The organism is Serinibacter salmoneus, from assembly GCF_002563925.1.
GTDB lineage: Bacteria > Actinomycetota > Actinomycetes > Actinomycetales > Beutenbergiaceae > Serinibacter > Serinibacter salmoneus.
The window spans coordinates 2,499,603-2,524,106 of sequence record NZ_PDJD01000001.1 but is presented as its reverse complement, the minus strand read 5'-3'; the positions used below and the strand labels follow the sequence as shown (position 1 = coordinate 2,524,106).

Here is a 24,504-nt window from a genome sequence, read left to right as displayed (position 1 = left end):
TGCTCAGGACTCCTTGCTGCGGCGGTAGAACGGCAGGGCGACGACGGTGGCGGGCAGCGCGGTGCCGCGCACGTCGATGGCGAGTTCGGTGCCCTCGGCGGCCAGGTCCGGGCGGACGTAGGCCATCGCGATCGGGTGCCCGAGAGTGGGGGAGAGGACGCCCGAGGTGACCTCGCCGACCACGAGGGATGCGCCGTCGGAGGTGTGCTCGGTGGGGTGGAGCACCGGGTAGCCGGCGCGGCCGGCCCGGCGGCCGGTCATCGCCAGGCCCACGAGCACGGGGGCGTCGGCGGCGGGGCCGGCCAGGGTGGCCTCGCGGCCCACGAACTCCTCCTTGGCGGTCACCACCACACGGCCCAGGCCAGCCTGGGCGGGCAGGGTCTCGGTGGTCAGCTCGTGCCCGTACAGCGGCATCCCGGCCTCCAGGCGCAGGGTGTCGCGTGCGGCGAGGCCGGCGCGGACCAGCCCGAGCGGCTCGCCGACCTCGAGCAGGGCCTCCCACAGGGCGACGGCGTGGGCCGGGTCGATGGAGAGCTCGAAGCCGTCCTCCCCGGTGTAGCCGGTGCGGGAGAGGGTGAGCGGCTCGCCGTCGAAGGTGCCGGGGGCGGTGCGGTAGTAGCGCACCGTGGCCAGCGTGACGGGGTTGCCCTCCTTGTCGAGGGCCTGCTCGGAGAGCGTCAGACGCTCGCCGAGGGCCTCGAGGATCGCCTGCGCGGCCGGGCCCTGCACGGCGATGAGGGCGCGGTGGGTGTCGGTCACGGTCACGTGGAAGTGCTCGACGCGCTGCGCCAGGCCGGTCAGGACGGCGTCGCGGTTCGCGGCGTTGGCGACCACGAGGTAGTGCTGCGGTGCGGTGTGGTCAGCGCTCTGGTGCTCGGCTGCCTCGGCCGGCGTGGCGGCGTGGGTGACGATGAGGTCGTCCACGATCCCGCCCTGCTCGGTCAGCATCATCGTGTACTTCGACTGCAGCGGCGCCAGGGCACTCATTCGGCCCGCCAGCGCGTGGTCGAGGAAGGCGGCGGCGTCCGCGCCGGTCACGGAGATCTGCGCCATGTGGGAGATGTCGAAGAGGCCCGCGGCGGTGCGGGAGGCGGTGTGCTCGGCCACGTCGGAGGTGTACTTCACCGGCATGGACCAGCCGGCGAAGGGGACCATCGTGGCGCCGGCCGCGACGTGCGCGGCGTGCAGGGCGGTGTGCTGGAGGTCGTCGGTGGACATGCGGAGTCCTCTCGTGGGGCCGAGCGGGCGGGCCGGTTGGCGCCGTCCGTAGGGTCGGACTCCCCCTCTGTCATGGGTGCCTGAGAGATTCGCCGCCCTGCGCGTGGCGGGGCGGGTTACACCGTGGGCGAGCCGACACGGAATCGACTGCTTTCCAGAGTGGCCTCGACGCGCGGTACGGGGGACCTGAGAGGTTGGCGGGGCGCTTGCTCCTTCGGTGCCGGGACGGACCCGGGCTCTCCCGCGCGGCGATGTGGCCGGTGATGCACGGTATGCGGTTGTGGGTGACGCTCGGGTGTGAGTCTAGCCCGGTGGGGTCCGCTCCGGCCGGGACCGGGCCGTGCTGGGCGGTGTCGGCCTCGTCCAGGACGGAGAATTCGCGTACTGCCCGGTAGCCGCCCGGCATCGCCGCTGGTCACGGGGTCGAGGGTTCGTGCGATGGCGTCGGAGCCGACGGATTCTCCGTCCTCAGCGAGGTCCGTCGGACTCGGTGAGGCCGAGGGCCGCGAGGATTCGGGGGAACTCGACCGCGACCACCCGCCACAGCAGGTTCTCGTCGGTGCCGTCGTAGTCGTGCGCCACGAAGTTGCGCACCGCGCGGATGCCGAGCCAGTCCACGTCGGGATGGGCGTCGCGCACGTGCTGCGGGAGGCGATCGGCGGCCGCCGACAGGTCGACGGCGAGAGAGCGGGCGATGCGCCGCTGATCGTCGTCATCCGGATCATGGAAGCGCTCGGTCCCGCGGGCGGTCACCCGGGCCGCCGATCGGCCGAACCGCGCGATGTCCGCCAACAGGGCGGGCACGCGGTCGTCGTGGTCGTCGCGCGTCCTCACAGGGGTACGGCCTCGGCGCGGATGCGGTCCTGGAACGGCGCCGAGCCGCGGTCGGAGACCACGTCCACGGGGACGCCCAGGAGTGCTGCGGCCTCGTCCTGGAATCCGGCGAGGTCGAACAGGGACGCTTCGGCGGACGGGGTGACCAGGAGGTCGACGTCGGAGTCCGCGTGGCCCTGGCCGCGGGCGAGGGAGCCGAAGACGCGAAGGTTCGTGAGGTGGCGCGCCTCCGCGAGGCGCTCGAGCTCGTGACGATACCGGCGCACGGAGTCGAGTGCTGGCGCGCGGAGTGCTCGATCGAGGCGCGCCGAGGTGGCCGGGTCGGGGCGGCGGCGCCCGGTCTCGTACGCCGCGATGTTCGGCTGCGGTACGTCGGCAAGCCTCGCGAGCGCGCGCTGTGTTAGGCCGCGCTGGTGGCGGCGCTCGCGCAACTCGGTGGCCTCCACGGACCCATGATAGCGCCGCGCTATCGCGGCAGTCATGGCGACGTTCCCGCAGAATGGAGCCGTGCCCCGACGACGTGTGCCCCACACCCCGCACCGCCCTCGGCCCCTCCGCGCGCTCGCGGCCCTCGCCCTGGCAAGCACGCTGGGACTGGCCGGCTGCACCCAGGAGGCTGCGCCGTCGGGCACCTCGGCTGCGCCAGAGACCACCACCGCGGAGCCGACCGCGACCCCCACCGCCGCCGCCGGCTCGGGCACGGATGTGCACCTGCTCGCGGGCCCGAGTTCCACCAGCATCGACTGGGAGAACTGCGGCGGCCGGTTCGAGTGCGCCACCGTGCTCCTCCCGCTGGACTACGCCGACCCCGAGGGTTCCCAGGTCGAGATCGCGCTGAAGCGCCTGCCCGCCTCTGGAGACGCGCTCGGCTCCCTGTTGGTGAACCCGGGCGGGCCGGGCGAGTCGGGGGTGGAGTTCGTGGAGTCCGCCGAGTACGTGATGGACCCGGACGTGCGGGACCGGTACGACATCGTCGGCTTCGACCCGCGCGGCGTGGGGGCGTCCACCTCGGTGGTGTGCCTGCGGGAGGGGCAGGACGATCCGACCGCCGTGGACGTGGACCTGACCACCGAACTCGGGGTGCAGACCCTGCGCGCCGCCTACCAACAGCTCGCGGCGCTGTGTCACGAGCGTTCGGGCGCGCTCCTGGACTTCGTCGGCAGTGACGAGGTGGTGCAGGACATGGAGGCCCTGCGCGGCCTGCTCGGCGAGGACACCCTGAACTACCTGGGCTACTCCTACGGCACGCTGCTGGGCGCACTGTACGCCGACCGCTACCCCGAGCGGGTGGGGCGGATGGTGCTGGACTCCGCGGTGGACCCAGCGCTGGACTACGAGACGTTGCAGCGTGAGCAGGTCGAGGCGTTCGACGCCGCGTTCGCCCGCTATCTCGCCGAGTGCCACGAACAGGAGGGCTGCCCGCTCGATGCCGACCCCGCGGCCGCGACCGCCGAGATCGAGGAGATCGCGGCCGAGCTGGACGAGTCGGCGGTGGACGAGGACGACCTCACCGGGGCCGACCTGATCGCCGAACTCAGCGACTCGCTGTACTCACCCGAATTGTGGCCGGTGGTCACCGAGGACCTGACCGCGCTGCTCGGGGACCCCGAGGGTTTGGAGGATCTCGAGGTGGGGGATCTCGACTGGGACGAGAGCGAGCTGGACGACGAATCGGGGGACGACGGCGATGCCGCCTCTCCCGGCGACCTCGCCTCGGACGATCCGAACTGGGCCCTGTGGTTCACGGCCGTGGACTGCAGCGACTACCCGGTGACGTCCACGTTCGCGGAGGTCGTGCAGCACAGCCTGGAGTTGGCGGAGGCCTCGCCGGTGTTCGGCGCCGGCTCGCTGGCCGAGGCCTCCTGCGTCGCGTGGCCCTCCAATCCGACCGCGGAGCGCGGTCCGGTCTCGGGGGAGGGCGCCGCGCCGATCCTCATCATCGGGAGCATCGGCGACCCCGCGACGCCGTACGCGTGGTCGGTGTCGCTGGCGGATCAGTTGACCTCCGCCCGCCTGCTCACCTACGACGGCGACGGTCACGCGATCTACGGCGGCCGGTCTGCGTGCGTGGATGTCGCCGTGGACGAGTACCTGGTGACGGGGGAGTTGCCCGCGGAGGGCGCCGTCTGCACGTGAGTCTGTGGGCGGGACGGGAAAGTGCCGTGAGAACGGACCTCCGGCGCCGAGCCTCGCTGAGGGAGGTCGACCCCTCGCTCAGGGAGGAAGCACCGCTCTCTCTTCTCCGTGCGCAGCCGCATCCTCGCTGGTCACGGGGTTGAGGGTGTGGATCGGGATGCGCAGTCGGGCAAGTCCACCTCCCTGAGCGAGGGCCTCACCTCCCTGAGCGAGCCTCCCCGCGACGACGCGTGATGCCCGATCTGTCGCGCGGTCCGTGCGATTCGGTCGCTCGGTTCTCCACAGGGGGCGAACTCGTTTCCCCCACGGTCTCGATGGTTCCCATAGCGTGGCGTCAACGCGCGGGAGGGGACAACCATGCAGGGATGGACGGGCCGCGGCCTGCGGATTGCGACCACATCGGCGGCGGTCTTGGTGTCCGTCGGCGCTCTGGCTGCTTGTTCGGACGGCGGTGGCGACGCCGAGGGCGCCGACCCCGCGGCCAGCGCGGCCGAGGCTACCCCGGCAGCGCCTGCGACCACGGAACCGGCAGAACCGGAGACGACGGCGGAGCCCACCTCGACCGAGACGGAGACCTCCGAGTGGACGGCGGAGGAGCAGGCCCTCATCGATGAGGCCGAGGCGTTCTATGCAGAAGCGAATGACGCGTACGTCCGACAGGCGCAGGCGGGTTTCCAAGACGACTCAGCTGCTACTCGTCTGATGGAGATGTACAGCGGAGACGCTGCAGATCAGGTGTGGTCTCTGATGGGACGCGTGAGGGAAGCTGGGCTGCACATGGAAGGTACACCGCGCATTTGGGACACGGTCGCGGAGTCCGTCGTCCTGGACGGCGACGGGGCGACAGTCATTCTCGCTTCATGCGTTGATTCAACGGGTGTGGTGTTCGTCGACGACGACGGCGAAGGTAACCCGTCCACTGGCCTGACGTACGAGCTACGCGATCCCGTGGTATTTGACGGCACCGCGTGGGTGATCGATGGTGGGCTGGACTCAGGTGAGCGCGAATGCTGAGAGGCCGCCCACGCGCAGCCGCCGTCTCGCTGATGCTCGCGTTCCTGGTCGCACATGGGCCTGCGGCCACGGCAGATCCCGAGACTGATTGCCGCCTGGGAGCTTGTGACGTGGACGTCGGTGTAGGCGGCTCGGGCGGCGACACGATTCATCCGATCGTGGACGAGGGCGACGAAGATCGCAATGCTGGCGGTGGCTCACCCGATGAACCCCGCGTGTGCGTCTCGCCCGTCACTCGTGTCGAGGTTCCCTGTGAAGTGAATGGCCTCGTGTGGGTGTCGAGCGAGCAATGCTATGTCGACCCGGCGCCCGTCACTCTTGAGGGCGACGGTAGCGGCGGGACATTCCGGTGCTATTTGGGTGGTCCGGAACAGACAGTCAGCGGTGTCTCGAGGCTGATCTGACTCCCCGTGGCCCCAGTTGCGGAGACCCCGCCCTCGCCGGCAGTCCTGGCGCAGCGCGCGGTGGATTCGATGGAGTTGCGTGCTGTTGAGATCGGTATGGCGCCGGAGCCGGACAACGCGGATCCGAACATCTTGATCCGGATGCCGAACCAGGTGTTCGCTGCGGACGCCGGCCCGCAGACCACGGGTCCGAACTCAGCCTCGGCATCGGCGGGTGGGGTGACGGTCACGGCGACGGCCAGCCTCGTTGAGGTGATGGTGGACGCTGGCGACGGCACACCGTCGGTGGCGTGCACTGCCGATCAGCTTGCGACCGAGCAGCGTGCCCTGGAGGGTGCGGGGATCTGCTCAGTGGCCTGGGAGCGTACGAGCTACGAGCAGCCCGCGGGCGTCTACGCACTGACAGTGTCCTCTTCGTGGGAGGTGGAGTGGTCCGGTGGTGGGGAATCCGGGATGATTCCGCTCGACCTGGTCAACTCCCGAGACGTCGCGGTCCGCGACCGCGCCGTCGTGCTCGTCCCATGAGGCTCTGGCCGCGAGACGGACTCCAAGCGACTGCGGGCGGCCCTCAGGGAGCGGTCGTGACCCAGCGCTGCAGCTCGGCGGCGACCTCGTCGTAGGGCCGATGTCCGGCAGCGACCGAGATCACGAGGTCGTACGCCGGGTCGTCCGGAGCGTCGAGTTCCAGACCGTTGAGGCCGTAGAAGACGACGACGGCGAGCCACCCCAGACGCTTGTTCCCGTCCAGGAGTGGGTGGTTGCGCACGATCGACTCCATCAGCACAGCGGCCTTGGTGTGGACGTCGCCGTACACCGCGGTGCCCCGCCACGTTGCCGCGGGTCGATCGGCGGCCGCAGCCAGAAGGCCCAGGTCCCGCACCGGGCGTACGTGGAGCAGATCCACGAGGTCGTTGAGGTCCTCGGCGCTGAGGTAGTCGGTCACTGGCCGAGCCGATCGAGCAGGTCACGGTAGCGCTCGATCCCCCGTTCTCCGAGCGCCGCGACTGTCGCGCGGTGATGGCGGCGCGAGGCGCTTTCCACGATCGCCCTGCGCACTGCCTCCTGCTTGCTGATCCCGTCCTGCTCGGCCAGCAGATCCAGCGCGGCCTGCGACTCGTCGTCGAGCCTGAGTGTCATCGCCATGGTGCGCCTCCCTCGGGTTGGTATCATGATGATACCGTCGGCATGGTCGCGGCGACGGGGCTCAGGCGGCGGGTGCGCTGGGAGCCAGTCCGAGCGCCAGCCCGAGCCCGGCGTCGACCTGCGTCATCAGGTGCGGCGGCATCCTCCCCGCGGCGGGGTCCTCCAGTTCGTAACGATTGAGGGTCACTGCCTCCGTGACCGCGATGACGCTGTCCCGCGGCAGCCCCGACTCGGCGGCGGGCAGCAGCACGTTCCCGGGCAGGCCTGCCCGCGCGAGGTTCGAGGTGATTGCGACGACGACGACGGTCGGCAGGCGCGAGGCGTTGAAGGCATCAGCCTGGATCACCAGGACGGGTCGGCGCTTGGCTGGGCGGTGGTCGCCCGGGGTCGTGTCTCCCGAGTCCACCCAGTGGATGTTGTCCACCCAGTGGATGCCGCCGCGCGTGATCACCAGTCTTCGCCCTCGGCGGTCTCCGCGAGGTGCGCTCGGGAGCGGGCCGTCACCCAGGAGTCCCGCGTGTCGCCGTCGAGGCGTGCGAGGTGCTGGTCGATCCGATGCGTGAGCGCACCCGCCTCCACCTCGACGGCGTACTTCAGCCCTGCGGTGCGGAAGAACTCCGAGCGGTTCTGCCCGAGCGCGGCTGCGGCGTCGTCGATGCGACGCAGTGCCTCGTCCGGCAGCGAGATGGCGACCTTCATGCCCGGATCATACCGTGTCATACCGCCCGCCTGCTCTGGTGGGATGCGTTGATCGTGGCTAGGGTCTCTGCAACACGCCATTCGCGAAGACTCCAAGGGGCACCATGGTGAGGAAATACTTCAGTGCTGACGTCCCGGACGGTGCCGAGTTGGCATCGTCAGCGGATAGCTCCGAAGGTGTGCGCGGCTATTTCCGAGATGCGGGTGGACGCAGGATCGCGGGGCATCTCGATCTCCAGGAGTTCGATCCTGATGGCAGCGAGCCCCAGTACTTCAGTGCGGGAGACGACCGCCCCCTCGAGCCCGACAGCAGCGGCATCGAGGCAGCCGTCGTGGTAGGTGGGCTCGCCATCGCTGGCGCGGTCGGTGTCGGTGCGTTCCTGGCTAACCGTGGTGAGAAGAAACGGCTCGAGCAAGAGAGCATCCGCGCGCTTCAAGAGCAGCGCGAGCGTGAAGAGCGCGAGGCCAAGGCACGGGAGAAGCGCGAGAAGCGTGAGGCTCGTGAAGCGCGCCTGGAGCGCCGGGAGATTCGCCGTGAGCAAGCCCGCGAACGTGCAGAGGCGCAGCGCGCTGCAGAGGATGCCCGCATGCGGCAGCACGCCGGCGCGACGCAGGCGTCGCCCGGCTGGTACCCCACTACGCACGACGGCTCGCAGCTCCGGTATTGGGATGGCTCGGCGTGGACGGACCGCGTGGCGCAGGCGCGGCCAGCATCGCCGCCCGCGGGCTGGCACCCAGACCCCTGGGGCGCTGCCCACCTCAGGTACTGGGACGGAGGTGCATGGACCTCCCATACCCACGGTCATGGGCGCGGTGCGGCCCAGTGGCAGCCGGGTGCTGCTCCGCCTGCGACACCGCAGGCTCGCCCGGTCATGACCAGTGAGGAGTGGCAGCAGTGCTTCCAGGGTTGGGCAACCTCGACCGCGCTCTCCGCCCAGCTCTGGGACGTCCTGGTTACGGCTGAGATCCGCGATGCGGACGTGCACATCTTGGAGGCGCAAGCCAGGATCGCGTCGGTCGGCGAGAGTGAGGGCATTGCCCGTATTCGGTCGATGCTTGAGTCGCACCCTGGGATGGCGACCACGCTGGGCGTTCGAGATCTGACCCTCGCGCTCGCCGCTCAACTGCCGCCCGCGATCCTCCCCTCGAGGAGGGCGGGTTCCATCGAGCGCTGACAGGCCCTCGAGCACCCTCACAAGGTGTCGAAGGTGACCAACGGCGCGGCGTGTGGAGGGGCGCTCCCGTCCCACTACCCGAGCTCGCACACGACGGTGAAGGCACGCTCCACCGCCGCCACGGGGTAGCGCTCGTCTGCTGCCATGTCCGTGTTAATGGCCACGGTAATCTCCTCCGGGCCCACGGCGACGAATGTCGCGCACAGGTCCTCGACGACGTCCGCTGGGCGTTCCAGGAGGGCCGTGGCCAGGCCGTATGCCTGAAGGGCGACCATGTCGTCCTCGGACAGGGGCTCCTCGGTCGGCGCCGTGTCGCTTGGCTCCGGGCTCGCCGTGGGGGTCGGGGTGCTCGTCGGGGTGGGGGATGGCGTCGCTGACATGGTGGGCGGGTCCTCGGGCGTAGGCTCGGCGCTCGCACCTGCTGGCGCCCCGAGGTCCTCCCCGCCTGCGTCAACCTCCGCCGGAGCCTCCTCCGCGGCCGAGCAGCCTGCCATCAGCGCGGTGAGCAGAAACGTCGCTGCCCAGCCCCGCGCGACACTCACTCCACGCTCCAGTCGCCGTCGGCGGTGATGACGATGACGGCGGGGCCGGACGTGATCGCGTGCGTGCCGGAGTACGCGCCGATCTCGTTGATCAGCAGGTCCCGCTGGTCGCCGTAGCTCCAGACCGCAAAGTTGCTCTCGCCGCTGTGGGTGAACGTGGGCGTCGCGGCGGCGCCACGGTAGAGCAGCACGCTGTCCCCGGTGCCGCTGCGCGGCATGACCAGCTCGGCGGCCGAGAGCAGCGGTTCGAAGGTGATCGACCATGGCCCGTCAGCCTCCACCTGGATGGAGCTGGCCTCGGTGTCGTAGGTCAGTCCCCACGGCGTGGTTCCGGAGTACGCGCCGATGGTGTTGACCAGCAGGTCCACCTGGTTGTTGTCCCCGTCCAGGCTCCAGAGAGCGAAGTTGCTCGAGCCCTCGTGCGTGGCGGTGACAATGCCGATGTCGGAGCCCTCGGGCATGGCGACGACACCCGCGCCCACGCCGGTGTGCGTCACAGGTTCGAAGTCGTTCGGATCCTCGGTGGGTTCCGGCTCCGGCGTAGGAGTCGGCTCGGGGGTGGTGGCCTCCTGCGTGGGCTCGGAGGTGGCCTCCTGCGTCGGCTCGGGCGTGGTCTCGTCCTTGGTGACCTCCTCGGTGACCTCCGTGGACTCGGTCTCCGAGGCGCTCTCAAGGGCGTCGGTCAACGCTTCCGAGGAGCATCCGGCGAGGACGAGTGCGAGTGAGGCGCCGAGGGTGGCGAAGGCGGCACGGCCTCGCAGGCTGCCGCGGGTGGGGATGGACACGGTGGTGGCTCCGTTCGTCTCAGGGTGGGGTGGCGTGCACTCAGAAGTACGGGAGGGTGAGGAGGTTGTCCGTCTCGCGGCCGTTGGCGACTGTCGCGATGTACCGCGTTCCCGCCGGGCTGACCCGGGCGTCGACCTGGGCGCTTGCACCGGTGACGGGGTGCTCGGTGCGGAAGCTCCGGCCCTGTTGGATCCAGGCGTGCACCTGTTCTCGGCTCGCGAACCGCGTGGTGCCGCCGCCGGCGGGCCGGAAGCGCACGTAGGTGATGTGTTCGCACGTGGAACCGGGTTCGCTCATACGTACCCGCTCGATGGTGTTCACGGGAAGTCCTCCAGGTATGCGGCGCCGGACCGGGTTCCGGCAGGTTCGGGATGGATGCGCCCGGCGGCCGGTGCAGCGACCGCCGAGCGTGACAGCGATGGTGCCGACTCTGGAGAGCGAAGACCATGCGAACCCTGATAAGGGGAGATAACGCACGGTGTAGAGCGCAACTACTGGGTGCTCCCATAGGCTCACCCCATGACCGCGCCCCACATCGAGCTCGCCGCGAGCGACATCGCTCGCGCCCTCGATGTGCAGCGCCCCCTCATCTCGATGTGGCGCTCCCGCTACGCCGGGAGCCCTCACCCTTTCCCGGAAGGAGACCGCGTGACCTCGCACGATCTCCAGGCCTGGCTCGCTCACACCGACCGCCTGCCCGACCGCGTCGGCCCCGTGCTCGCCCTGCACGGTGAGCTCGTGGTCCGTGGCCTCAATGCGCAGATCGTGGACGACGGCGTGGAGGCGCTTCTCGTCCTGGCCCGACTGAGCGGTGAGGCCCTGGGCAGCCTCGGCGCCGCGGGTGTGCACTCCCTCGCCGACGACATCGACCCCGACGACCGGAGCCTCACCTCCGAGATCCTCGCCCTCGGCGGCAGCGCCGGTGCGGTGGCGAACCTCGTGGCCACCATGCTCGATGCCGTGCCCGACGCCGGAGCGGCACTGGAGGTCCGGCGGCGCCGCTCGCATCCCTCACCAGAGCTGGCCACCGCCGCCGCGGAGACCGTCACCCGCCTGGCGCTTGCCCTGGCCGAGTGGGAGCCGGGTGCGGCGGCACGATTCCACGATTCGTTCCCCGCAGAGGGGGCCCTCCCGGCCGCGATGCCAGCCGCTGCCGGCGGTTGGGACCTTCCGGAGCTCAGTACCCCGCCCCTGGGTGAGGGTCGAGCGGCCCGACGGCTACGCCGTCGACTCCTCGCGCATGGGTGGCTGCTTCGTGAGCTGCCGGAGGGGGATCCCGAGCCCGGCGAGCTCACGGTTAGTGACCTCACGGGCGTGGCGGATCCGGAGGAGGCCCTGACCGCCGCGGAGCGGATCGCTCTGAGCCTGCCCGAGGGTAGCCGTGCCGTGGTCCTGGGCCGCGCGTCGGCGCTTGTCGCGCGGCTCGACGGCGCAGCGGACTCCGTGCGCGCCGACCTCCTGAGAAGCGGTCGGGTACGGGCCATCGCCCGCACGCCGGCCGGGTGGGTGCCGGGCCGGTCCCGGGAGATCAGTGCGATCTGGGTGCTCGGCGACCCGATGGACGGCATGCCGCTGGCGAAACGCCGCACCACCCTGGTGGACCTTGGCCCGCTCGCGGCCCCTGGTGGCACGCTGCCGTACGGGGTGGTGAACGACCTGGTCACGGACGTGCTCGCCGCCGTGGAGGGACTGGAGTCCATGGCGCGGCACGCGTTCGCCCGCTCTCGGGTGGTGCTCACCTCGCGCCTGCTCGCCAAGGGCGGCGACCTGCTGGCCGGCCTGCCGGACCGCTCGGTCTCCCGCGCCGGTGCCAACCGGGACCGGGTGGCCGAGGTGGGCGAATTGGTACGTGCCACGCACCGCGAGGGGCAGGAGGCACTGCCGCTACGGGTGGAGGCGCACGACGGCGCAGCCGCCCGGGAAGTGAGCGTCGCCGACCTGGTGGCCCGGGGTGCTCTGCGTGCATTCCCGGGCAACCGGCGCCCGGAGCGGCTCGGCCTGGTGGAGGGCGGCGGCATCGGCCTGGTCTCGGCCGCGGACGTCGCGGCGGGCGTGCTCGATCAGTCGGAGTCACTGCGGACCACCGCGGCGGAACTCGGGCAGCGGATGCCCGCTGCGCGCCTGACGGAACCGGGCGACGTGATCATCGCGACGGCGCCGCGCCCGGCCGCAGTGCTCGATGTGGCGGGCGGCCATGTGGTCCTCGCCCCGGCCAGGGTGCTTCGACCGGTGCCGGGCAAGGGAGTGGCGGGCGGCGCCGTGGTCCATGCCGTCCACGCGGCCGGTGCGCAGGACAAGCGATGGCGGGCCTGGCAGATCCCGGTGCTCGCACCGGATCAGGCCCAGGAGTTGCACGAGGCGTCGCTCGCAATCGAACGGCGGCGGATCGAGGCCCGCGAGGAACTGCTCCGGATGAACGCGGTGGCGGCGGGTCTCGTAGCCGGAATGTCAGTGGGAACCATGAGGATCAGCAGCACAACGGACGAAGGGATGGCCGGTGGCCAAGCGCGGTGAGGTGGTGGAGCAGCTCGCGCTGCCCTCCTCGATGAAGGAACTGAAGGACACGTTGTGGAAGGCCGCGGACAAGCTCCGCGGATCCCTGAGCGCTGCGGAGTACAAGGACGTGGTGCTCGGGCTGGTGTTCCTCAAGTACGTCTCGGACTCCTTCCAGGAGCGCCGCGACGCACTCGCGGAGGAACTGCATGCCGATGGCATCGGTGAGGACCAGCTCGAGTCGTTCCTTGAGGACATCGACGAGTACCGGGGCGCCGGGGTGTTCTGGGTGCCGGAGACCTCGCGGTGGGGATATCTTGCGCAGCACGCCAAGGGCCGCAGTGCGGCGGTGGGCATGCCGGCCGCGAGCATCGGGGAGTTGGTGAACGGCGCGCTGGAGCACGTGATGGGCTCCAACCCGAGCCTGGCGAACACCCTCCCGCTGATCTACAACCGGGACACGATCGACCAGCGCCGCCTCGGCGAACTGATCGACCTGTTCAACGCGATCCGGTTCACCGGCGAGGGCTCCACACGTGCGCGGGACGTGCTCGGTGAGGTGTATGAGTACTTCCTCGGGAAGTTCGCTGCCGCGGAGGGCAAGCGGGGCGGGGAGTTCTACACGCCCCCGGGCGTGGTGCGGGTGCTGGTCGAGGTGCTGGAGCCCTACGCCGGGCGGGTATACGACCCGTGCTGCGGTAGCGGCGGCATGTTCGTGCAGGCGGAGAAGTTCATCGAGCGGCACGGTGCGGACCCGCAGGCAATCAGCGTATACGGGCAGGAGTCGAACAACGGCACCTGGCGCCTGGCGAAGATGAACCTCGCGGTGCACGGCCTCACGGCGAACCTCGGCCCGAAGTGGGAGGACACGTTCGCGCGTGACCTGCACCCGGGCGTGCAAATGGACTACGTGATGGCCAACCCGCCGTTCAACGTGAGGGACTGGTCGCGCAACGAGGAGGACGCGCGCTGGGTGTACGGCGTGCCGCCAGCACGGAACGCGAACTACGGCTGGATCCAGCACATCATCAGCAAGCTCGGCCCATCGGGAACCGCCGGCGTGGTGATGGCCAACGGGTCCATGAGCTCCAACTCCGGCGGCGAGGGGGACATCCGCGCGAACCTCGTGGAGACTGATCTCGTCTCCTGCATGGTGGCGCTGCCCGGGCAACTCTTCCGGTCCACTGCCATCCCGGTGTGTGTGTGGTTCTTCGCGAAGGATAAGACCGCGGGCGATGGGGGAGCGACGGACCGCTCCGGGCAGGTGCTGTTCATCGACGCCCGCGACCTGGGGCACATGGTGGACCGCGCGGAGTGTGCGCTGGGCGAGGAGGACATCGCCCGGATCGCGGACACGTTCCGCGCCTGGCGCGGACATGCCGCCGCGGTCGAGGCGGGGACCGAGTACGAAGACGTGCCGGGATTCTGCTACTCCGCCACGACGGCGGAGATCAAGGACGCGGGCTACGCCCTCACGCCCGGCCGGTACGTGGGAAGCGCCCCCGAGGAGGAGGACGGCGAACCCATCGAGGAGAAGATCGCCAGGCTACAGGCGGAACTCTTCGCGGCGTTCGACGAGTCCGCTCGGCTGGAGCGCGTGGTGCGCGAGCAGCTCGGGAGGGTCCAGTGAGCGGGGCACTGCCCGAGGGGTGGCGGGGAGTGCGTCTGGGCGACGTCGTCACAATATCCCATGGCTTTGCGTTTCCTGGCGCGGGATTTGGCTCAAATCTCGATTCTCCACAAGTTCTGACGCCTCGCAATTTTCGTGTCGGTGGAGGATTCCAGAGTGCACGCCCAAAGTCCTTCGAGGGAGAGTATCCTGCGAAGTTCCTCCTAAGGGGTGGCGAGTTGGTCGTTTCCATGACGGACCTGAGCAAGGCGAGCGACACTCTCGGCGCCGTTGCGGTGCTGCCAAGGGGGCAGTCTTTCCTGCACAATCAGCGCATTGGTCTCCTCGAATGTGACCCAGGGGTTATCCCGCGATTCCTGGAATATCGCCTTCGATTAGGCGACTACCGGAAGTATGTCCTCTCTGGTGCCACTGGCTCGACTGTTAGGCATACGAGTCCGGGGCGAATTCAAGCGTTCCAGTTTCTCTTGCCACCCCTCGCGCAGCAGCAAGCTATTGCCGACGTCCTGGGCGCCCTCGACGACAAGATCGCCGCCAACGCTAGGACTGCAGACATCGCCCAGCGCCTCGCGGCCGGTCTTCACCAGCGTGCGGTTCAAGGCTGTGCCTCGCGCAGAGTGGTGGAGCTGGCAGTCGTGACGATGGGGACCTCCCCGAAGGGTGCAGAGCTTAATGAGTTGGGAAATGGACTCCCCTTCTACCAAGGGGTTCGTGACTTTGGACTGCTCTTTCCCTCGCGGAGGGTCTACACCACAGCACCGGTTCGCACTGCAGTGCAAGGTGACGTTTTGCTTAGCGTCCGGGCTCCCGTTGGTGAGTTGAACTTTGCGACCGAATCCTGCTCGATTGGGCGTGGTCTCGCGGCACTCACGGCCATAGGTGGGCTGAAGAGAACGCTGTTTTTCTCGCTGAAGGCGGAGGGGTCGCTATGGTCGGAGTACGACTCGACCGGTACGGTCTTTGGTTCAATCAGCGGTCCTCACTTGCGAAACGGGGCAGTTAGGTGGCCCTCGAACCCGGAAATGCTGGAGAGCCAACTCGAGCCGTTGATGGCTCGGGCGGAGTTCGCGGAGCTTGAATCGGCCAGCCTCTCCGAGGTCCGCGACGCGCTGCTCCCTGCCCTCATGAGCGGTCGCCTCACGGTTCGCGAGGCCGAGCGAGTCGCCGAGAACGTCACTTGAGCCTCACTCACCCCCGAACAAGGAAGCGTCATGACTACCCCCCATGATCCCCGATACCCCGACTCTCACCCCACGGGCGGCAGCGGTTCAACGGCGAGCCCAGGCTCGCAGTCAGCCCAGCAGGCGGCAGGTGCGGCACAGAAGCCGTCGTTCGCCGAAGGCGTGAGCCTGGGAGGCGGCAATACTGCGTTCGAGCAAGCGCCTGGAGTGCCGGGAGACCCGGTAGCGCCGCCCCCCGCGCAGCCGAGCGCGTCCCGCCCGGCCTGGGTGCTTCCGACTCTGACCGGGGCAGCCGGAGTCGTCGTGGGCGTACTGGGAACCGTTGGTGTCTCGGCAGCGCTCGGCGCGTCGCAAGCCACTGCCCAGCAAGCGGTGCTGACGGACGCGGTTGCAGCCTGCGGATCTGCCAGTGCACCGGGGATCACACTGGGTGATGACGGCCAGAGCCTCACCTTCGACATGCAAGGCGAGGACGAGTTAACCGGAGCCAACGTGATTGATGTCTACTGCCTCTTCAGCGCGCTGGAGATGCCCGCAAGCGTCGACAGTCACATCGGCCAAACTACGTCCATGGACGGCCGCCAGAGCGCGACCTGGGGCAACCTCGAGATCCAGTGGTCCTACCACCCCGACCGCGGACTCGACGGCGTGATCACGGTGGTGGACGACTGATGGCTACCTGGAGATTCAACTCCCCTCCCGGATGGCCCGAACCACCCGCAGGATGGCAGCCTCCGGAGGGCTGGACGCCGCCTGCGGACTGGCCGCCCGCGCCGGACGGCTGGCAGTTCTGGGTGCCCGCGGAGCCCCACCCGGAGAGCGACGCCGACCCGCAGGAGAGTGCACCCCCGGACGCGGACGTGGGGGTCGCAGCCACACCCGTAGCGGAGACCCGCAGGTCGCGCCGTGCCATGAGCGCTGGCGAGCCCGGCGCCGCGGCTTCGACAGCCCCGCCGCCCGCCGTCAGCGTCGATGGCACCCCGGCAAGCATCCCTGTGTTCGGCGCCCGGAAGCGTGCACGCGAACTCGACGCTGAGGTGCGGCGCCTGCGCGCCGAGGTCGAGCGGCTCGGCGCCATGGAATCCGTGCAGATCCAGCAGGAGATCCAAGCGCTACGCGAGCAGAGGGCTCGGGAGCACGCCGACGCACTGCGGGAACGTGCCGAGATCGACATCGAGATCACTCGCTTGCGCAGCACCGCATCCGCGATCCAGGCCCAGATCGTTCAGATGGAGGAGACGGCCATCCTCCAGGAGGTTGGCATCTACGAGTATGCCCACCCTCTGGCCGACGCAGCCGCCTACAAGGACCGGCTCACGATGATCCGCGATCGCATGAAGGAGGCGGCGCGCAAGGACGGTGGTGCGATCGAAGCGGCAACCGGATGGACCGTGAACGGTAGCCAGGCGGAGGGCAAGCGCATGGTGGCCCAGACCTCCAAACTGATGTTGCGCGCATACAACGCCGAAGCCGATCACCTGGTCCGCAGCCTCAGGCCCCACCGCCTCGACGCGAGCCTCGACCGGCTCGGGAAGACCCGCGAGACGATCGCCAAACTCGGCAAGTCCATGTCGATCCGCATCTCCGACTACTACCACCGGCTCCGGGTCGAGGAACTCCGCCTCACTGCGGACTACCTCGCCAAGGTCGCGGAGGAGAAGGAAGAGCAGCGCGCAGCGCGGGAGGCACTCCGCGAACAGCGCAAGGTCGAGAAGGAGATGGCTGCGGCGCGGGAGAAGCTCGCCAAGGAACGCGAACACTACGAGAATGCCCGTGCGGCCCTCCTTGCCAAGGGCGACGCCGAAGGGGCCGCGCGCCTGGACGAACAACTCGCCGACGTCGCGCGGGCCATCGAAGACGTGGACTACCGCGCAGCCAACCAGCGGGCGGGGTACGTTTACGTCATCTCCAACCTCGGTGCCATGGGTCCCGGCATGATCAAGATCGGGATGACGCGCCGCCTCGAGCCCATGGATCGGGTTCGTGAACTCGGCGACGCCTCCGTGCCCTTCGGGTTCGACGTGCACGCCCTCTTCTTCGCCGAGGACGCGGTGGGAATCGAAGCCGAGATGCACCGCAGGCTCGATGATCGCCGGGTCAACCGCGTGAACCTGCGCCGCGAGTTCTTCTACGCCACGCCGACCGAAGCCCTCGCGCACCTCAAGGATCTCGCGGGCGAGGTGCTCACCTTCACGGAGCTTCCCGAGGCACTCGAGTACCACCAGAGCCAGAACATCGTGGCGGCCTCAGCGGGAGGACAGGCTCCGACGCATGCCTGACCTCCTCACGCGTCCGGCCGCACAGGAGCCGACATCTACCCTCCGTGCTTGCGCTTCTTTCGTTTCGTGGTTGGGTGATGCCATGCCGAACTCACCGCGGAGCCTCGGTCATCGCACCACGAGGGCCGTCCTCCCGCCCGAGGATCCCGCGTCCCTGGACGCGGTGAGCGCTGCGCTCAGCAGTGAGAGCGCCGTCCTCGTCGGCCCCGACGGCACCCACGCCGCGATTCCGCCCGAGATCCAGGAGTTGCTCGTCGACGTGGTGAGCGCACTGCGTAATGGTGATGCCGTCACGGTCGCTCCCATCGCCACCCGCCTCACCACGAGTCAGGCGGCGGACATCCTCGGCGTCTCACGTCCGACCCTGGTCAAACTCCTCCAGGATGGAGCGATCCCGTACGAGCAGCCTCGGCGGCACCGACTCCTCCGGCTCGACGATGTGCTTGCCTATCGCGACGAGCGCAGTCGCCAGCGCGCAGCCAAGCTCACGGAGATGACGCGGCAAGCAGCCGCGGACGGACTCTACGAGGACACCCCGGAGGACTACCTCGACGCCCTCCGCGACCAGCAATCACCAGGAGCATCATGAGTTTCGACGAGTCCGACCTCGAGGAGATCTTCCTGGAGAACCTCGCTGACCTCGGCTGGACGCCGCTGCACGGCAACCAGATCGCCCCCGGCAGCACCTGGCAGGACGCCGTGGGCCAGGAGCGACCGAACCGGGAGTCCTGGGGCGACCTCGCGATCCCCTCCCGCGTGCGCGACGCCGCCCGCCGACTCAACCCCGAGGTGCCCACCGGCCACCTCGACACCGCCATCGCGGAGCTCCTCCGACCCGAGTCCAACGATCCCCAGGCCGAGAACCACCGGCTGCACAACGCCGTCGTCCAAGGATTCCGCTTCACCTACGTGGACGAGACCGGCCAGGAGCGCAATCCGACCATCCGACTGCTCGACCTGCACACGCGCGAGGGGAACACCTTCCTCGCGGTCAACCAGGTGATCATCCGCAGCAGCGAACACGAGCGCCGCCTCGATGTGGTGCTGTATGTCAACGGACTCCCGCTCGTGATCGTGGAACTCAAGGACGCCGCCGACCCCCAGGCCACCATCGACTCCGCGCACGCCCAACTCGCCACCTACCTACGCGAGTTCCCCACCGCCTTCCGCGCCTGCGCCGCCACGATTGTCTCCGACGGCATCACCGCCCGCTACGGCACCCCCTTCACGCCGCTCGAGCACTACTCGCCGTGGAACGTGGACCACGAGGGCACCCCCCTCAAGGACGGCCAGGGCGCGCAGGCCGCCGACGGCGTGACCCGGCAGGATGGCGAGATCCCCGACGCAGCCCAGCCTTCGCCGTCGCTCACCACGGACTACGACCCGCCCCAGCTCGCCCTCGACCGCCTCACCGACGGACTGCTCGACCCCACCACGTTCCTCGCCTTCCTCGACGGCTTCATCGCCTTCGATGCCGGAGAGGACGGCCTGACCAAGCGGATCGCGAAGCCCCACCAGTTCGCCGCCGTCAACGCGGCCGTCGCCGCGACTCTCGCCGCCGTGGCCGGCGACGGGCGCGCGGGAGTCGTCTGGCATACCCAGGGCTCGGGGAAGTCCATGGAGATGGAGCTCTACGCCGCCAAGGTGATGCGCGAGAACGCGCTCCTCAACCCCACCCTCGTGGTGGTGACCGACCGCACCGAACTCGACGGCCAGCTCTACGCCACCTTCGAGCGAAGCGAACTCCTGCCTGAGCAGCCCCGCCGCATCCTCACCCGTCACGAACTGCGAGAGGAACTCAGCACCCGGCGCACCGGCGGGATCCTCTTCACCACCCTGCAGAAGTTCGGCCTCACACCGGGGGAGAAGGAACGGCGTGCCAGCCACCCCGTGCTGAGCGAACGCAGCAACATCATCCTCATCGTCGACGAGGCCCACCGCAGCCACTACGACGACCTCGACGGCTACGCCTGGCACCTCAAGAATGCCCTGCCGAACGCCACCCTCATCGCCTTCACCGGCACCCCACTGCGGGAGAACGACCGCGACACCCGCGCCGTCTTCGGGAACGTGATCCACACCTACGACCTCACGCAGGCCGTCATCGACGGTGCCACCGTGCCCGTCTACTTCGAGCCGCGTCTCATCCGTGTGCTGCAGTCCGAGGAGATCACCGCCGAGGAGGTTGACGAACTCGCCGACCTCGCCACCGTCGGCCTGGACGAGACCGAACGGGACCGGATCGAGAAGGGTGTGGCGCGCGTCAACGCCGTCTACGGCGCACCCAAGCGCGTCCACGCTCTCGCGGAGGACATCGTAACGCACTGGGAGGAACGGCGGGACGCAATGCACGCGCTCGTGCGCGCCGAGAACAGCGACATCGCTCCCGGGAAGGCACTGATCGTCGCCGCCACCCGCGAGATCGCCGCCGCCCTGTATGAGGAGATCGTGGCGCTGCGCCCAGACTGGCACAGCGACCAGGACGCCGAGGGCGTCATCAAGGTCATCTACTCCGGGGACGCCACCGACCCCGAGGCCCTCGCGAAGCACGTGCGCCCCGAGTCCGCGATGCGGGCGGTGCGGGAGCGCCTGAAGAAGCCGGATGATCCGCTCCAACTCGCGATCGTCAAGGACATGCTGCTGACCGGGTTCGACGCCCCGCCGCTGCACACCCTCTACCTCGACCGGCCCATGAAGGGGGCGCTGCTCATGCAGACCCTCGCCCGCGTGAACCGCACCTACCGGCGCAAGAACGCCGGGCTACTCGTGGCCACCGCCCCCGTCACCGAGAACCTCGCGGCCGCCCTCCAGGAGTACAGCGCCGACGATCAGCAGGACCGGCCCGTGGGGCGCAGCGTGGACGCCGCGGTCGCCCTCGTGCACGAACTCCTCGCCGAGATCGACCTGCTCCTCGCGCCCACCCGGTGGCGGCGACTCCTCGCCGAGGCCGGCGACAGCGTGCGCGCCTACTCCCGGGCGATGCTCACCGTGGCGAACTACCTGCGCGCCCCGGACCCGCAGGTGGCCGACGGCGCAGCGCACCCGGAGCAGGGCGCCGCGCCGTCTCGATCGGTCACCTTCCGCACCCTGGCGGGGCGGCTGCAGCGCGCCTGGGCGCTCGGCGGCCGGCAGGCGGAATTGAGGGACCTGCGTGAGCAGGTGGTGTTCCTCTCCGACGTGCGCGTGACCATCGGGAAGCTCGACGCCGAACAACGGCGCTCCGAGGGTGGTGCCGTGCCCGGGGAGATCGAGGAGCAACTGGCGGGCCTCGTGGCGCGTTCGGTGGACTCCGAGGACAGCCTCGACATCTACCGTGCCGCCGGCGTGGAACCGGTGCGGATCGACACGCTCAAGGAGCAGGCGCTCGCGGCCCTGGCCGAGCGGCCGGATCCGCACGTGGCGATCGAGCAACTCCGCAACCTCGTGGCCGCCGAGTCCCAGCGCGTCACCGGGGCGAATCTGGTGCGCCAGCAGGCGTTCAGCGCACGGCTCGGCGAGATCATGGCGAAGTACACCAACTCGAACCTGTCCTCCGCGGAGGTCATGGCCGCTCTGTTCGAACTCGGGCAGGAGGTGCGGCACGAGGCATTACGGGGCAACGACTTCGACCCGCCGCTCACCACGGACGAGTTGGCCTTCTACGACGCCGTCGCCACCAACCCCTCGGCGCTGGAGCTCCAGGGCAAGGACACCCTCGCCGCGATCGCGCGCGACCTGGTCGCCGTGATGCGGCGCGACGCCAAGACCGACTGGAGCCAGCGCGAGGACGTCAAGGCCAGGCTCCGCTCGTCGGTGAAACGGCTCCTGGCCAAGCACCGCTATCCGCCCGACCAGCAGCCCGCCGCGGTGCAGCTCGTAATCGAGCAGATGGAACTGCTGGCGCGGCGGGCTGCTTAGATCCGGAGTCGGACTCAGTCGACCTGGATCAGGTCAACCGGCTCAGTTCAACTCGCTCGGGTGCGTGCCCACCCGGCCGGAGCCGTCCTGCGGGTCGAGGCCGTCGATCGCGGCCATCTCCTGCGCGCTCAGCTCGAAGCCGACCACGTCGAAGTTCTCCGCCATGCGCTCCTTGCGGGAGGACTTGGGGAACACGATGAGGCCGTTCTGCAGGTGCCAGCGGATCACGACCTGCGCCGGGGTGGCCCCGTGGGCCTCGGCCGCGGCGGTCACGACCGGGTTCTCCAGGAGCGGGTACTTGCCCTGGCCGAGCGGACCCCAGGACTCCACGTGCATGCCGTGGGCCTTGCCCCAGGCCTGCACGTCGCGCTGCTGGTAGGCGGGGTGCAGCTCGACCTGGTCCACGGCGGGGACCACGCCGGTGGCGGCCACGATCCGGTCCAGGTGCTCCGGGAGGTGGTTGGAGACGCCGATGGAGCGCGCGAGGCCGGCGTCGCGGATCTCGATCATGCGCTCCCACGCGTTGACGTACTGGTCGTTCGCGGGCGCGGGCCAGTGCACGAGATACAGGTCCACGGCCTCCAGGCCGAGCTTGTCCAGGCTCTCGCGGATGGCGGCGTGCGGCTCGGACCCGGCGTGCCGGTCGTTCCACAGCTTGGTGGTGATGAACAGGTCCTCACGGGGGAGACCGCTCTTCGCGATCGCGGCGCCGACGCCCTCCTCGTTGCCGTAGATGGCGGCCGTGTCGATGTGGCGGTAGCCCACCTCGAAGGCCTCGGAGACGGCCCGCTCCGCCTCGTCGGCGGGGACCTTGAAGACGCCGAAGCCGAGCTGGGGGATGGCGTGGCCGGAGTTCAGTGGGATGGTGGGGATGCTCATGCCTCGACCCTACGGCGGTCATGACCGCTGGTGGGAGTCCCTCGCGAGACCTTCGCGCACAGCGGACAACGGAACAGCCGTGCCATCCAGTGGAACACCGGGTGCGGCCGACGGCTTCTGAGGGCGAGCCGGGGGCTGGGCCCCCCACAAGGTCCAGTCCCCAACTCGCCCTCACGAGACGCCCATCCGGGCGCCTCCCTCAGGGGGTCAACGGAACACGCGGAACTCTGCCGCGTCCCAGGCATTGCCCGAGTCCGCCGGCACGCTCACCCGCACGTACTTGACCCACGTCCGATCGAAGGCGGAGTAGGCGCGCAGCGCGGGCCCCTCCCCGCGCGCCACCTCCGTCCACTTCTGCCCGTCCCAACTGGTCTCCACGACCCACCGGTCCGCCTCGCTGCCGCGCGCATCCCCGATATCGAGGGAGACCGCGGAGACCGAGCGCACCCGCCCGAGCGCCAAGGTCACCGTGCGCATGCCGGAGGCCCCCGACGACGCAGCCTGGCTCCCGCTCGTGGGCTCGGTGGTCACCTCCGCCCCCGCCAGGTCCACCGGGGCGGTGGGCTGGGGCATCCCGGCGGCGTCCCAGGTGAAGGTCGCCACGCCGCCGCCCGGCAGCTCGTACTCCAGGACCTGCTCCCCGAACGCAACGGCGACGCTGCGCGGGTCGTCGTGCTGGTTGTGCACGAGCAGCGCGTACGTCCCATCGGGGTTGCGGAACGCGACGCTCATCGGCCGCCCGTCCCAGCTCGTGGCGCCCCAGGAGGTCGAGTCGATCCGGACCGCGCCCACGTCCACGAAGGCCGAGAGGTGCGCGAATGCGTAGTACTCCGCGTTCGGCGTCACCGTCATCCCCTCGATCGTGAGGAATCCGGTGCAGGTGCCGCAGCCGCCCAGGTAGGGGCCGTGGTCGGCGTCCAGAGCAATGTTCCACCCGACCACGCCACTCGCCCAGTTGCGCATCGAGCCCACGGTGAGCATCCGGGTCTGCCAGGTGAAGGTGTCGTGGAACGCCTTCGCGTCCGAGTCGCCGGGGGCGTGGGAGCCGCTGCACTCCGTGACCCACAGGTCCTCACCCGGATGATCGGCGTGGAAGTCGGTCATTGCGCTCGGATCGCCGTAGTAGCAATGGAACGCGATGCCATCCATTGCCCACAGGCCCTCCTGTGCCATGAGAGTGCGGGCGTAGTCGGGATCGTTCGCCGCGCCGTCGGTGCTGGTGGTGTCGTTCGGGTGCAGTGCCCAGTTGTGGTCGAACCCGAGTACCGCGGTGTCTAGATCCCGCAGGTAGAGCTGGGGGCCGAGGTGCCGGATCACCTCCGCCGCTGCCAGGGGATCCAGCCCCGAGGTGGTGTACCCGACGGCGGCATCGTGCTGCGGCTCGTTCTGCACCGTGAGGTAGTCGATCGGCACCCCCGCCTGCGCGTATGCCTCGGCGGCCATGGCCAGGTAGCGGGCGTAGGCCTTCGGCACCCCGGAGTCGCTGCGCAACCGGCCGCCGTCGAGCGACCCACTGGTCTTCATCCACGCCGGCGGGCTCCACGGGGTGGCGATGATCGTCAGCTCCGGGTTGATCTCCCGGGCCTCCCGCAGCAGCGGGAGCACGGTCTCCTCATCCGGGGAGAGGTCGAAGGAGGTGATACCGGGATCCTCGTCGGCGGAGTCCGCGAGGGTGAAGTGCTCGCTCGTGGGCGTGAAGTCGCTGGACCCGATCGGCTGCCGCAGCACCGAGAGCCCGATGCCCTCCTCTGGGTCGAACAGCATCTCCATGACCTCGCGGCGCTGGGCGTCCGGCAGCGCGTTGATCAGCGCCGCCGAACTGTGCGTGATCGAGGCACCCACGCCACGGAAGGTCTGGAAGGTGGTGTGAGGGTCGACGACGATGGTGGGCAGGGCGCTGACTCCCGCCTCGAAGCTCACCTCGTCCGGCTCCAGGAGCAGGGCGCGGTCGGAACTCGTCACGGTCACCGAGACGGGTGTGGTCGCCGCGGCTGCGGGCGGGGTGGGGGACATCGTGGCCAGTGTGCCGCCGAGCGCGAGCCCAGTGGTGATCGCCGTCGCTGTGCGCAGCGGCGAGTGGCATCGGGAGGGCCGAGGTCGTCGGCCCGGGAGTGGCGCGGTGCGAGGAGTGGGGTGCGTGCGTCGACGCGGGATGAGGCGTGAGCCGAGATGGGACATCAGGTGCCGACCTTTC

At 69.6% G+C, this 24,504-nt stretch carries 25 protein-coding genes, 1 pseudogene and 2 riboswitches; of the genes and pseudogenes, 13 read left to right on the top strand and 13 right to left on the bottom strand.

Annotated features, from left to right (window positions below; genetic code table 11):
* Positions 1–3: 3 nt before the first annotated feature.
* From gcvT to ATL40_RS11300, 3 genes are all read right to left on the bottom strand, one after another.
* Complete coding sequence (gene gcvT / locus ATL40_RS11310; protein ID WP_098469620.1) at positions 4–1,218, bottom strand: glycine cleavage system aminomethyltransferase GcvT; 1,215 nt, start codon at positions 1,216–1,218, stop codon at positions 4–6.
* Positions 1,219–1,278: 60 nt separating this feature from the next.
* A riboswitch (glycine riboswitch) is annotated at positions 1,279–1,381 on the bottom strand.
* A riboswitch (glycine riboswitch) is annotated at positions 1,382–1,472 on the bottom strand.
* A gap of 214 nt (positions 1,473–1,686) precedes the next feature.
* A complete protein-coding gene (locus ATL40_RS11305; protein ID WP_245867038.1) occupies positions 1,687–2,052 on the bottom strand; it encodes a HepT-like ribonuclease domain-containing protein in 366 nt (121 codons plus the stop codon).
* Positions 2,049–2,498 (bottom strand): helix-turn-helix domain-containing protein, encoded by a 450-nt coding sequence (locus ATL40_RS11300; RefSeq protein WP_245867035.1) that lies wholly within the window; start codon positions 2,496–2,498, stop codon positions 2,049–2,051. Before ATL40_RS11300 ends, ATL40_RS11305 begins: the two co-directional genes overlap by 4 nt.
* A 61-nt stretch (positions 2,499–2,559) precedes the next feature.
* On the opposite strand from ATL40_RS11300, the gene ATL40_RS11295 reads away from it, so the two are divergent.
* From ATL40_RS11295 to ATL40_RS11285, 4 genes are all read left to right on the top strand, one after another.
* Positions 2,560–4,188 carry an alpha/beta hydrolase gene (locus ATL40_RS11295; RefSeq protein ID WP_169925953.1) on the top strand — a complete coding sequence of 543 codons (1,629 nt, stop codon included), beginning with the start codon at positions 2,560–2,562 and terminating at the stop codon, positions 4,186–4,188.
* 108 nt (positions 4,189–4,296) lie between these two features.
* Positions 4,297–4,422, top strand: a complete 126-nt coding sequence (locus tag ATL40_RS15590) for a hypothetical protein (RefSeq protein WP_281254901.1) — start codon at positions 4,297–4,299, stop codon at positions 4,420–4,422.
* A gap of 123 nt (positions 4,423–4,545) precedes the next feature.
* Positions 4,546–5,202 carry a hypothetical protein gene (locus tag ATL40_RS11290; RefSeq protein WP_098469617.1) on the top strand — a complete coding sequence of 219 codons (657 nt, stop codon included), beginning with the start codon at positions 4,546–4,548 and terminating at the stop codon, positions 5,200–5,202.
* Positions 5,203–5,612: 410 nt separating this feature from the next.
* On the top strand, positions 5,613–6,131 hold the full coding sequence (locus ATL40_RS11285; protein ID WP_143556953.1) for a hypothetical protein: 519 nt from the start codon (positions 5,613–5,615) through the stop codon (positions 6,129–6,131).
* 43 nt (positions 6,132–6,174) lie between these two features.
* Here the strand turns inward: ATL40_RS11285 and ATL40_RS11280 are convergent, their stop codons facing one another.
* From ATL40_RS11280 to ATL40_RS15470, 5 genes are all read right to left on the bottom strand, one after another.
* Positions 6,175–6,549 (bottom strand): type II toxin-antitoxin system death-on-curing family toxin, encoded by a 375-nt coding sequence (locus ATL40_RS11280; RefSeq protein ID WP_098469615.1) that lies wholly within the window; start codon positions 6,547–6,549, stop codon positions 6,175–6,177.
* Positions 6,546–6,749 (bottom strand): ribbon-helix-helix protein, CopG family, encoded by a 204-nt coding sequence (locus tag ATL40_RS11275; protein WP_098469614.1) that lies wholly within the window; start codon positions 6,747–6,749, stop codon positions 6,546–6,548. The genes ATL40_RS11280 and ATL40_RS11275 overlap by 4 nt, the downstream gene beginning before the upstream one ends.
* Positions 6,750–6,810: 61 nt before the next feature.
* The gene (locus tag ATL40_RS11270; RefSeq protein ID WP_281254900.1) at positions 6,811–7,200 is read right to left on the bottom strand and encodes a type II toxin-antitoxin system PemK/MazF family toxin; all 390 of its coding nucleotides are present in this window, start codon (positions 7,198–7,200) and stop codon (positions 6,811–6,813) included.
* A complete protein-coding gene (locus ATL40_RS11265) occupies positions 7,197–7,448 on the bottom strand; it encodes a ribbon-helix-helix domain-containing protein (RefSeq protein WP_169925952.1) in 252 nt (83 codons plus the stop codon). The genes ATL40_RS11270 and ATL40_RS11265 overlap by 4 nt, the downstream gene beginning before the upstream one ends.
* 158 nt (positions 7,449–7,606) lie before the next feature.
* Positions 7,607–8,047: a hypothetical protein gene (locus ATL40_RS15470; RefSeq protein ID WP_098469612.1), complete on the bottom strand. Its 441-nt coding sequence runs from the start codon at positions 8,045–8,047 to the stop codon at positions 7,607–7,609.
* Here ATL40_RS15470 and ATL40_RS15705 point away from each other — a divergent pair.
* Positions 8,036–8,155 (top strand): annotated as a pseudogene (locus ATL40_RS15705) (DUF2510 domain-containing protein); the annotation flags it as partial. The gene ATL40_RS15470 and the pseudogene ATL40_RS15705 sit on opposite strands and share 12 nt — an antisense overlap.
* A gap of 165 nt (positions 8,156–8,320) precedes the next feature.
* Positions 8,321–8,623 (top strand): hypothetical protein, encoded by a 303-nt coding sequence (locus ATL40_RS15465; RefSeq protein ID WP_245867031.1) that lies wholly within the window; start codon positions 8,321–8,323, stop codon positions 8,621–8,623.
* A gap of 74 nt (positions 8,624–8,697) precedes the next feature.
* Here the strand turns inward: ATL40_RS15465 and ATL40_RS11250 are convergent, their stop codons facing one another.
* The 3 genes from ATL40_RS11250 to ATL40_RS15040 are packed head-to-tail and all read right to left on the bottom strand — an operon-like array spanning position 8,698 to position 10,272.
* Complete coding sequence (locus ATL40_RS11250) at positions 8,698–9,165, bottom strand: hypothetical protein (RefSeq protein ID WP_098469610.1); 468 nt, start codon at positions 9,163–9,165, stop codon at positions 8,698–8,700.
* A complete protein-coding gene (locus ATL40_RS11245; protein WP_098469609.1) occupies positions 9,162–9,950 on the bottom strand; it encodes a hypothetical protein in 789 nt (262 codons plus the stop codon). Before ATL40_RS11245 ends, ATL40_RS11250 begins: the two co-directional genes overlap by 4 nt.
* 40 nt (positions 9,951–9,990) lie before the next feature.
* On the bottom strand, positions 9,991–10,272 hold the full coding sequence (locus ATL40_RS15040; protein WP_169925951.1) for a DUF3892 domain-containing protein: 282 nt from the start codon (positions 10,270–10,272) through the stop codon (positions 9,991–9,993).
* 198 nt (positions 10,273–10,470) lie between these two features.
* Between ATL40_RS15040 and ATL40_RS11235 the strand changes: the two genes are divergently transcribed.
* The 7 genes from ATL40_RS11235 to ATL40_RS11205 all read left to right on the top strand — a co-directional run bounded on the left by ATL40_RS11235 (position 10,471) and on the right by ATL40_RS11205 (position 21,431).
* Positions 10,471–12,465, top strand: coding sequence for a thioesterase domain-containing protein (locus ATL40_RS11235; protein WP_169925950.1), 1,995 nt, complete (start codon positions 10,471–10,473; stop codon positions 12,463–12,465).
* Positions 12,466–12,496: 31 nt separating this feature from the next.
* On the top strand, positions 12,497–14,074 hold the full coding sequence (locus ATL40_RS11230; RefSeq protein WP_098470458.1) for a type I restriction-modification system subunit M: 1,578 nt from the start codon (positions 12,497–12,499) through the stop codon (positions 14,072–14,074).
* On the top strand, positions 14,071–15,255 hold the full coding sequence (locus tag ATL40_RS11225) for a restriction endonuclease subunit S (protein WP_098469606.1): 1,185 nt from the start codon (positions 14,071–14,073) through the stop codon (positions 15,253–15,255). The genes ATL40_RS11230 and ATL40_RS11225 overlap by 4 nt, the downstream gene beginning before the upstream one ends.
* Before the next feature lie 303 nt (positions 15,256–15,558).
* Positions 15,559–15,927, top strand: a complete 369-nt coding sequence (locus ATL40_RS11220; RefSeq protein WP_098469605.1) for a hypothetical protein — start codon at positions 15,559–15,561, stop codon at positions 15,925–15,927.
* A gap of 239 nt (positions 15,928–16,166) precedes the next feature.
* A complete protein-coding gene (locus ATL40_RS11215; protein WP_245867028.1) occupies positions 16,167–17,534 on the top strand; it encodes an SNIPE associated domain-containing protein in 1,368 nt (455 codons plus the stop codon).
* 82 nt (positions 17,535–17,616) lie between these two features.
* On the top strand, positions 17,617–18,123 hold the full coding sequence (locus ATL40_RS11210) for a helix-turn-helix domain-containing protein (protein WP_098469603.1): 507 nt from the start codon (positions 17,617–17,619) through the stop codon (positions 18,121–18,123).
* Positions 18,120–21,431, top strand: a complete 3,312-nt coding sequence (locus tag ATL40_RS11205) for a type I restriction endonuclease subunit R (RefSeq protein WP_098469602.1) — start codon at positions 18,120–18,122, stop codon at positions 21,429–21,431. The genes ATL40_RS11210 and ATL40_RS11205 overlap by 4 nt, the downstream gene beginning before the upstream one ends.
* Before the next feature lie 42 nt (positions 21,432–21,473).
* Here the strand turns inward: ATL40_RS11205 and ATL40_RS11200 are convergent, their stop codons facing one another.
* Both ATL40_RS11200 and ATL40_RS11195 read right to left on the bottom strand, forming a co-directional pair.
* Entirely contained in the window at positions 21,474–22,310 is an 837-nt protein-coding gene (locus ATL40_RS11200) for an aldo/keto reductase (RefSeq protein WP_098469601.1), read from the bottom strand.
* Between the two features lie 207 nt (positions 22,311–22,517).
* A complete protein-coding gene (locus ATL40_RS11195) occupies positions 22,518–24,323 on the bottom strand; it encodes a glycoside hydrolase family 30 protein (RefSeq protein WP_169925949.1) in 1,806 nt (601 codons plus the stop codon).
* Between the last annotated feature and the right edge of the window lie 181 nt (positions 24,324–24,504).

Excerpts from the sequence above, each read along its gene's own strand:
- ATL40_RS11200 (WP_098469601.1), bottom strand. The coding sequence starts at position 22,310 with ATGAGCATCCCCACCATCCCACTGAACTCCGGCCACGCCATCCCCCAG.
- ATL40_RS11205 (WP_098469602.1), top strand. The coding sequence starts at position 18,120 with ATGAGTTTCGACGAGTCCGACCTCGAGGAGATCTTCCTGGAGAACCTC.
- ATL40_RS11265 (WP_169925952.1), bottom strand. The coding sequence starts at position 7,448 with ATGAAGGTCGCCATCTCGCTGCCGGACGAGGCACTGCGTCGCATCGAC.
- ATL40_RS11275 (WP_098469614.1), bottom strand. The coding sequence starts at position 6,749 with ATGGCGATGACACTCAGGCTCGACGACGAGTCGCAGGCCGCGCTGGAT.
- ATL40_RS11210 (WP_098469603.1), top strand. The coding sequence starts at position 17,617 with ATGCCGAACTCACCGCGGAGCCTCGGTCATCGCACCACGAGGGCCGTC.
- ATL40_RS11195 (WP_169925949.1), bottom strand. The coding sequence starts at position 24,323 with ATGTCCCCCACCCCGCCCGCAGCCGCGGCGACCACACCCGTCTCGGTG.
- ATL40_RS11235 (WP_169925950.1), top strand. The coding sequence starts at position 10,471 with ATGACCGCGCCCCACATCGAGCTCGCCGCGAGCGACATCGCTCGCGCC.
- ATL40_RS11230 (WP_098470458.1), top strand. The coding sequence starts at position 12,497 with ATGAAGGAACTGAAGGACACGTTGTGGAAGGCCGCGGACAAGCTCCGC.
- ATL40_RS15465 (WP_245867031.1), top strand. The coding sequence starts at position 8,321 with ATGACCAGTGAGGAGTGGCAGCAGTGCTTCCAGGGTTGGGCAACCTCG.
- gcvT (WP_098469620.1), bottom strand. The coding sequence starts at position 1,218 with ATGTCCACCGACGACCTCCAGCACACCGCCCTGCACGCCGCGCACGTC.
- ATL40_RS11290 (WP_098469617.1), top strand. The coding sequence starts at position 4,546 with ATGCAGGGATGGACGGGCCGCGGCCTGCGGATTGCGACCACATCGGCG.
- ATL40_RS11215 (WP_245867028.1), top strand. The coding sequence starts at position 16,167 with ATGAGCGCTGGCGAGCCCGGCGCCGCGGCTTCGACAGCCCCGCCGCCC.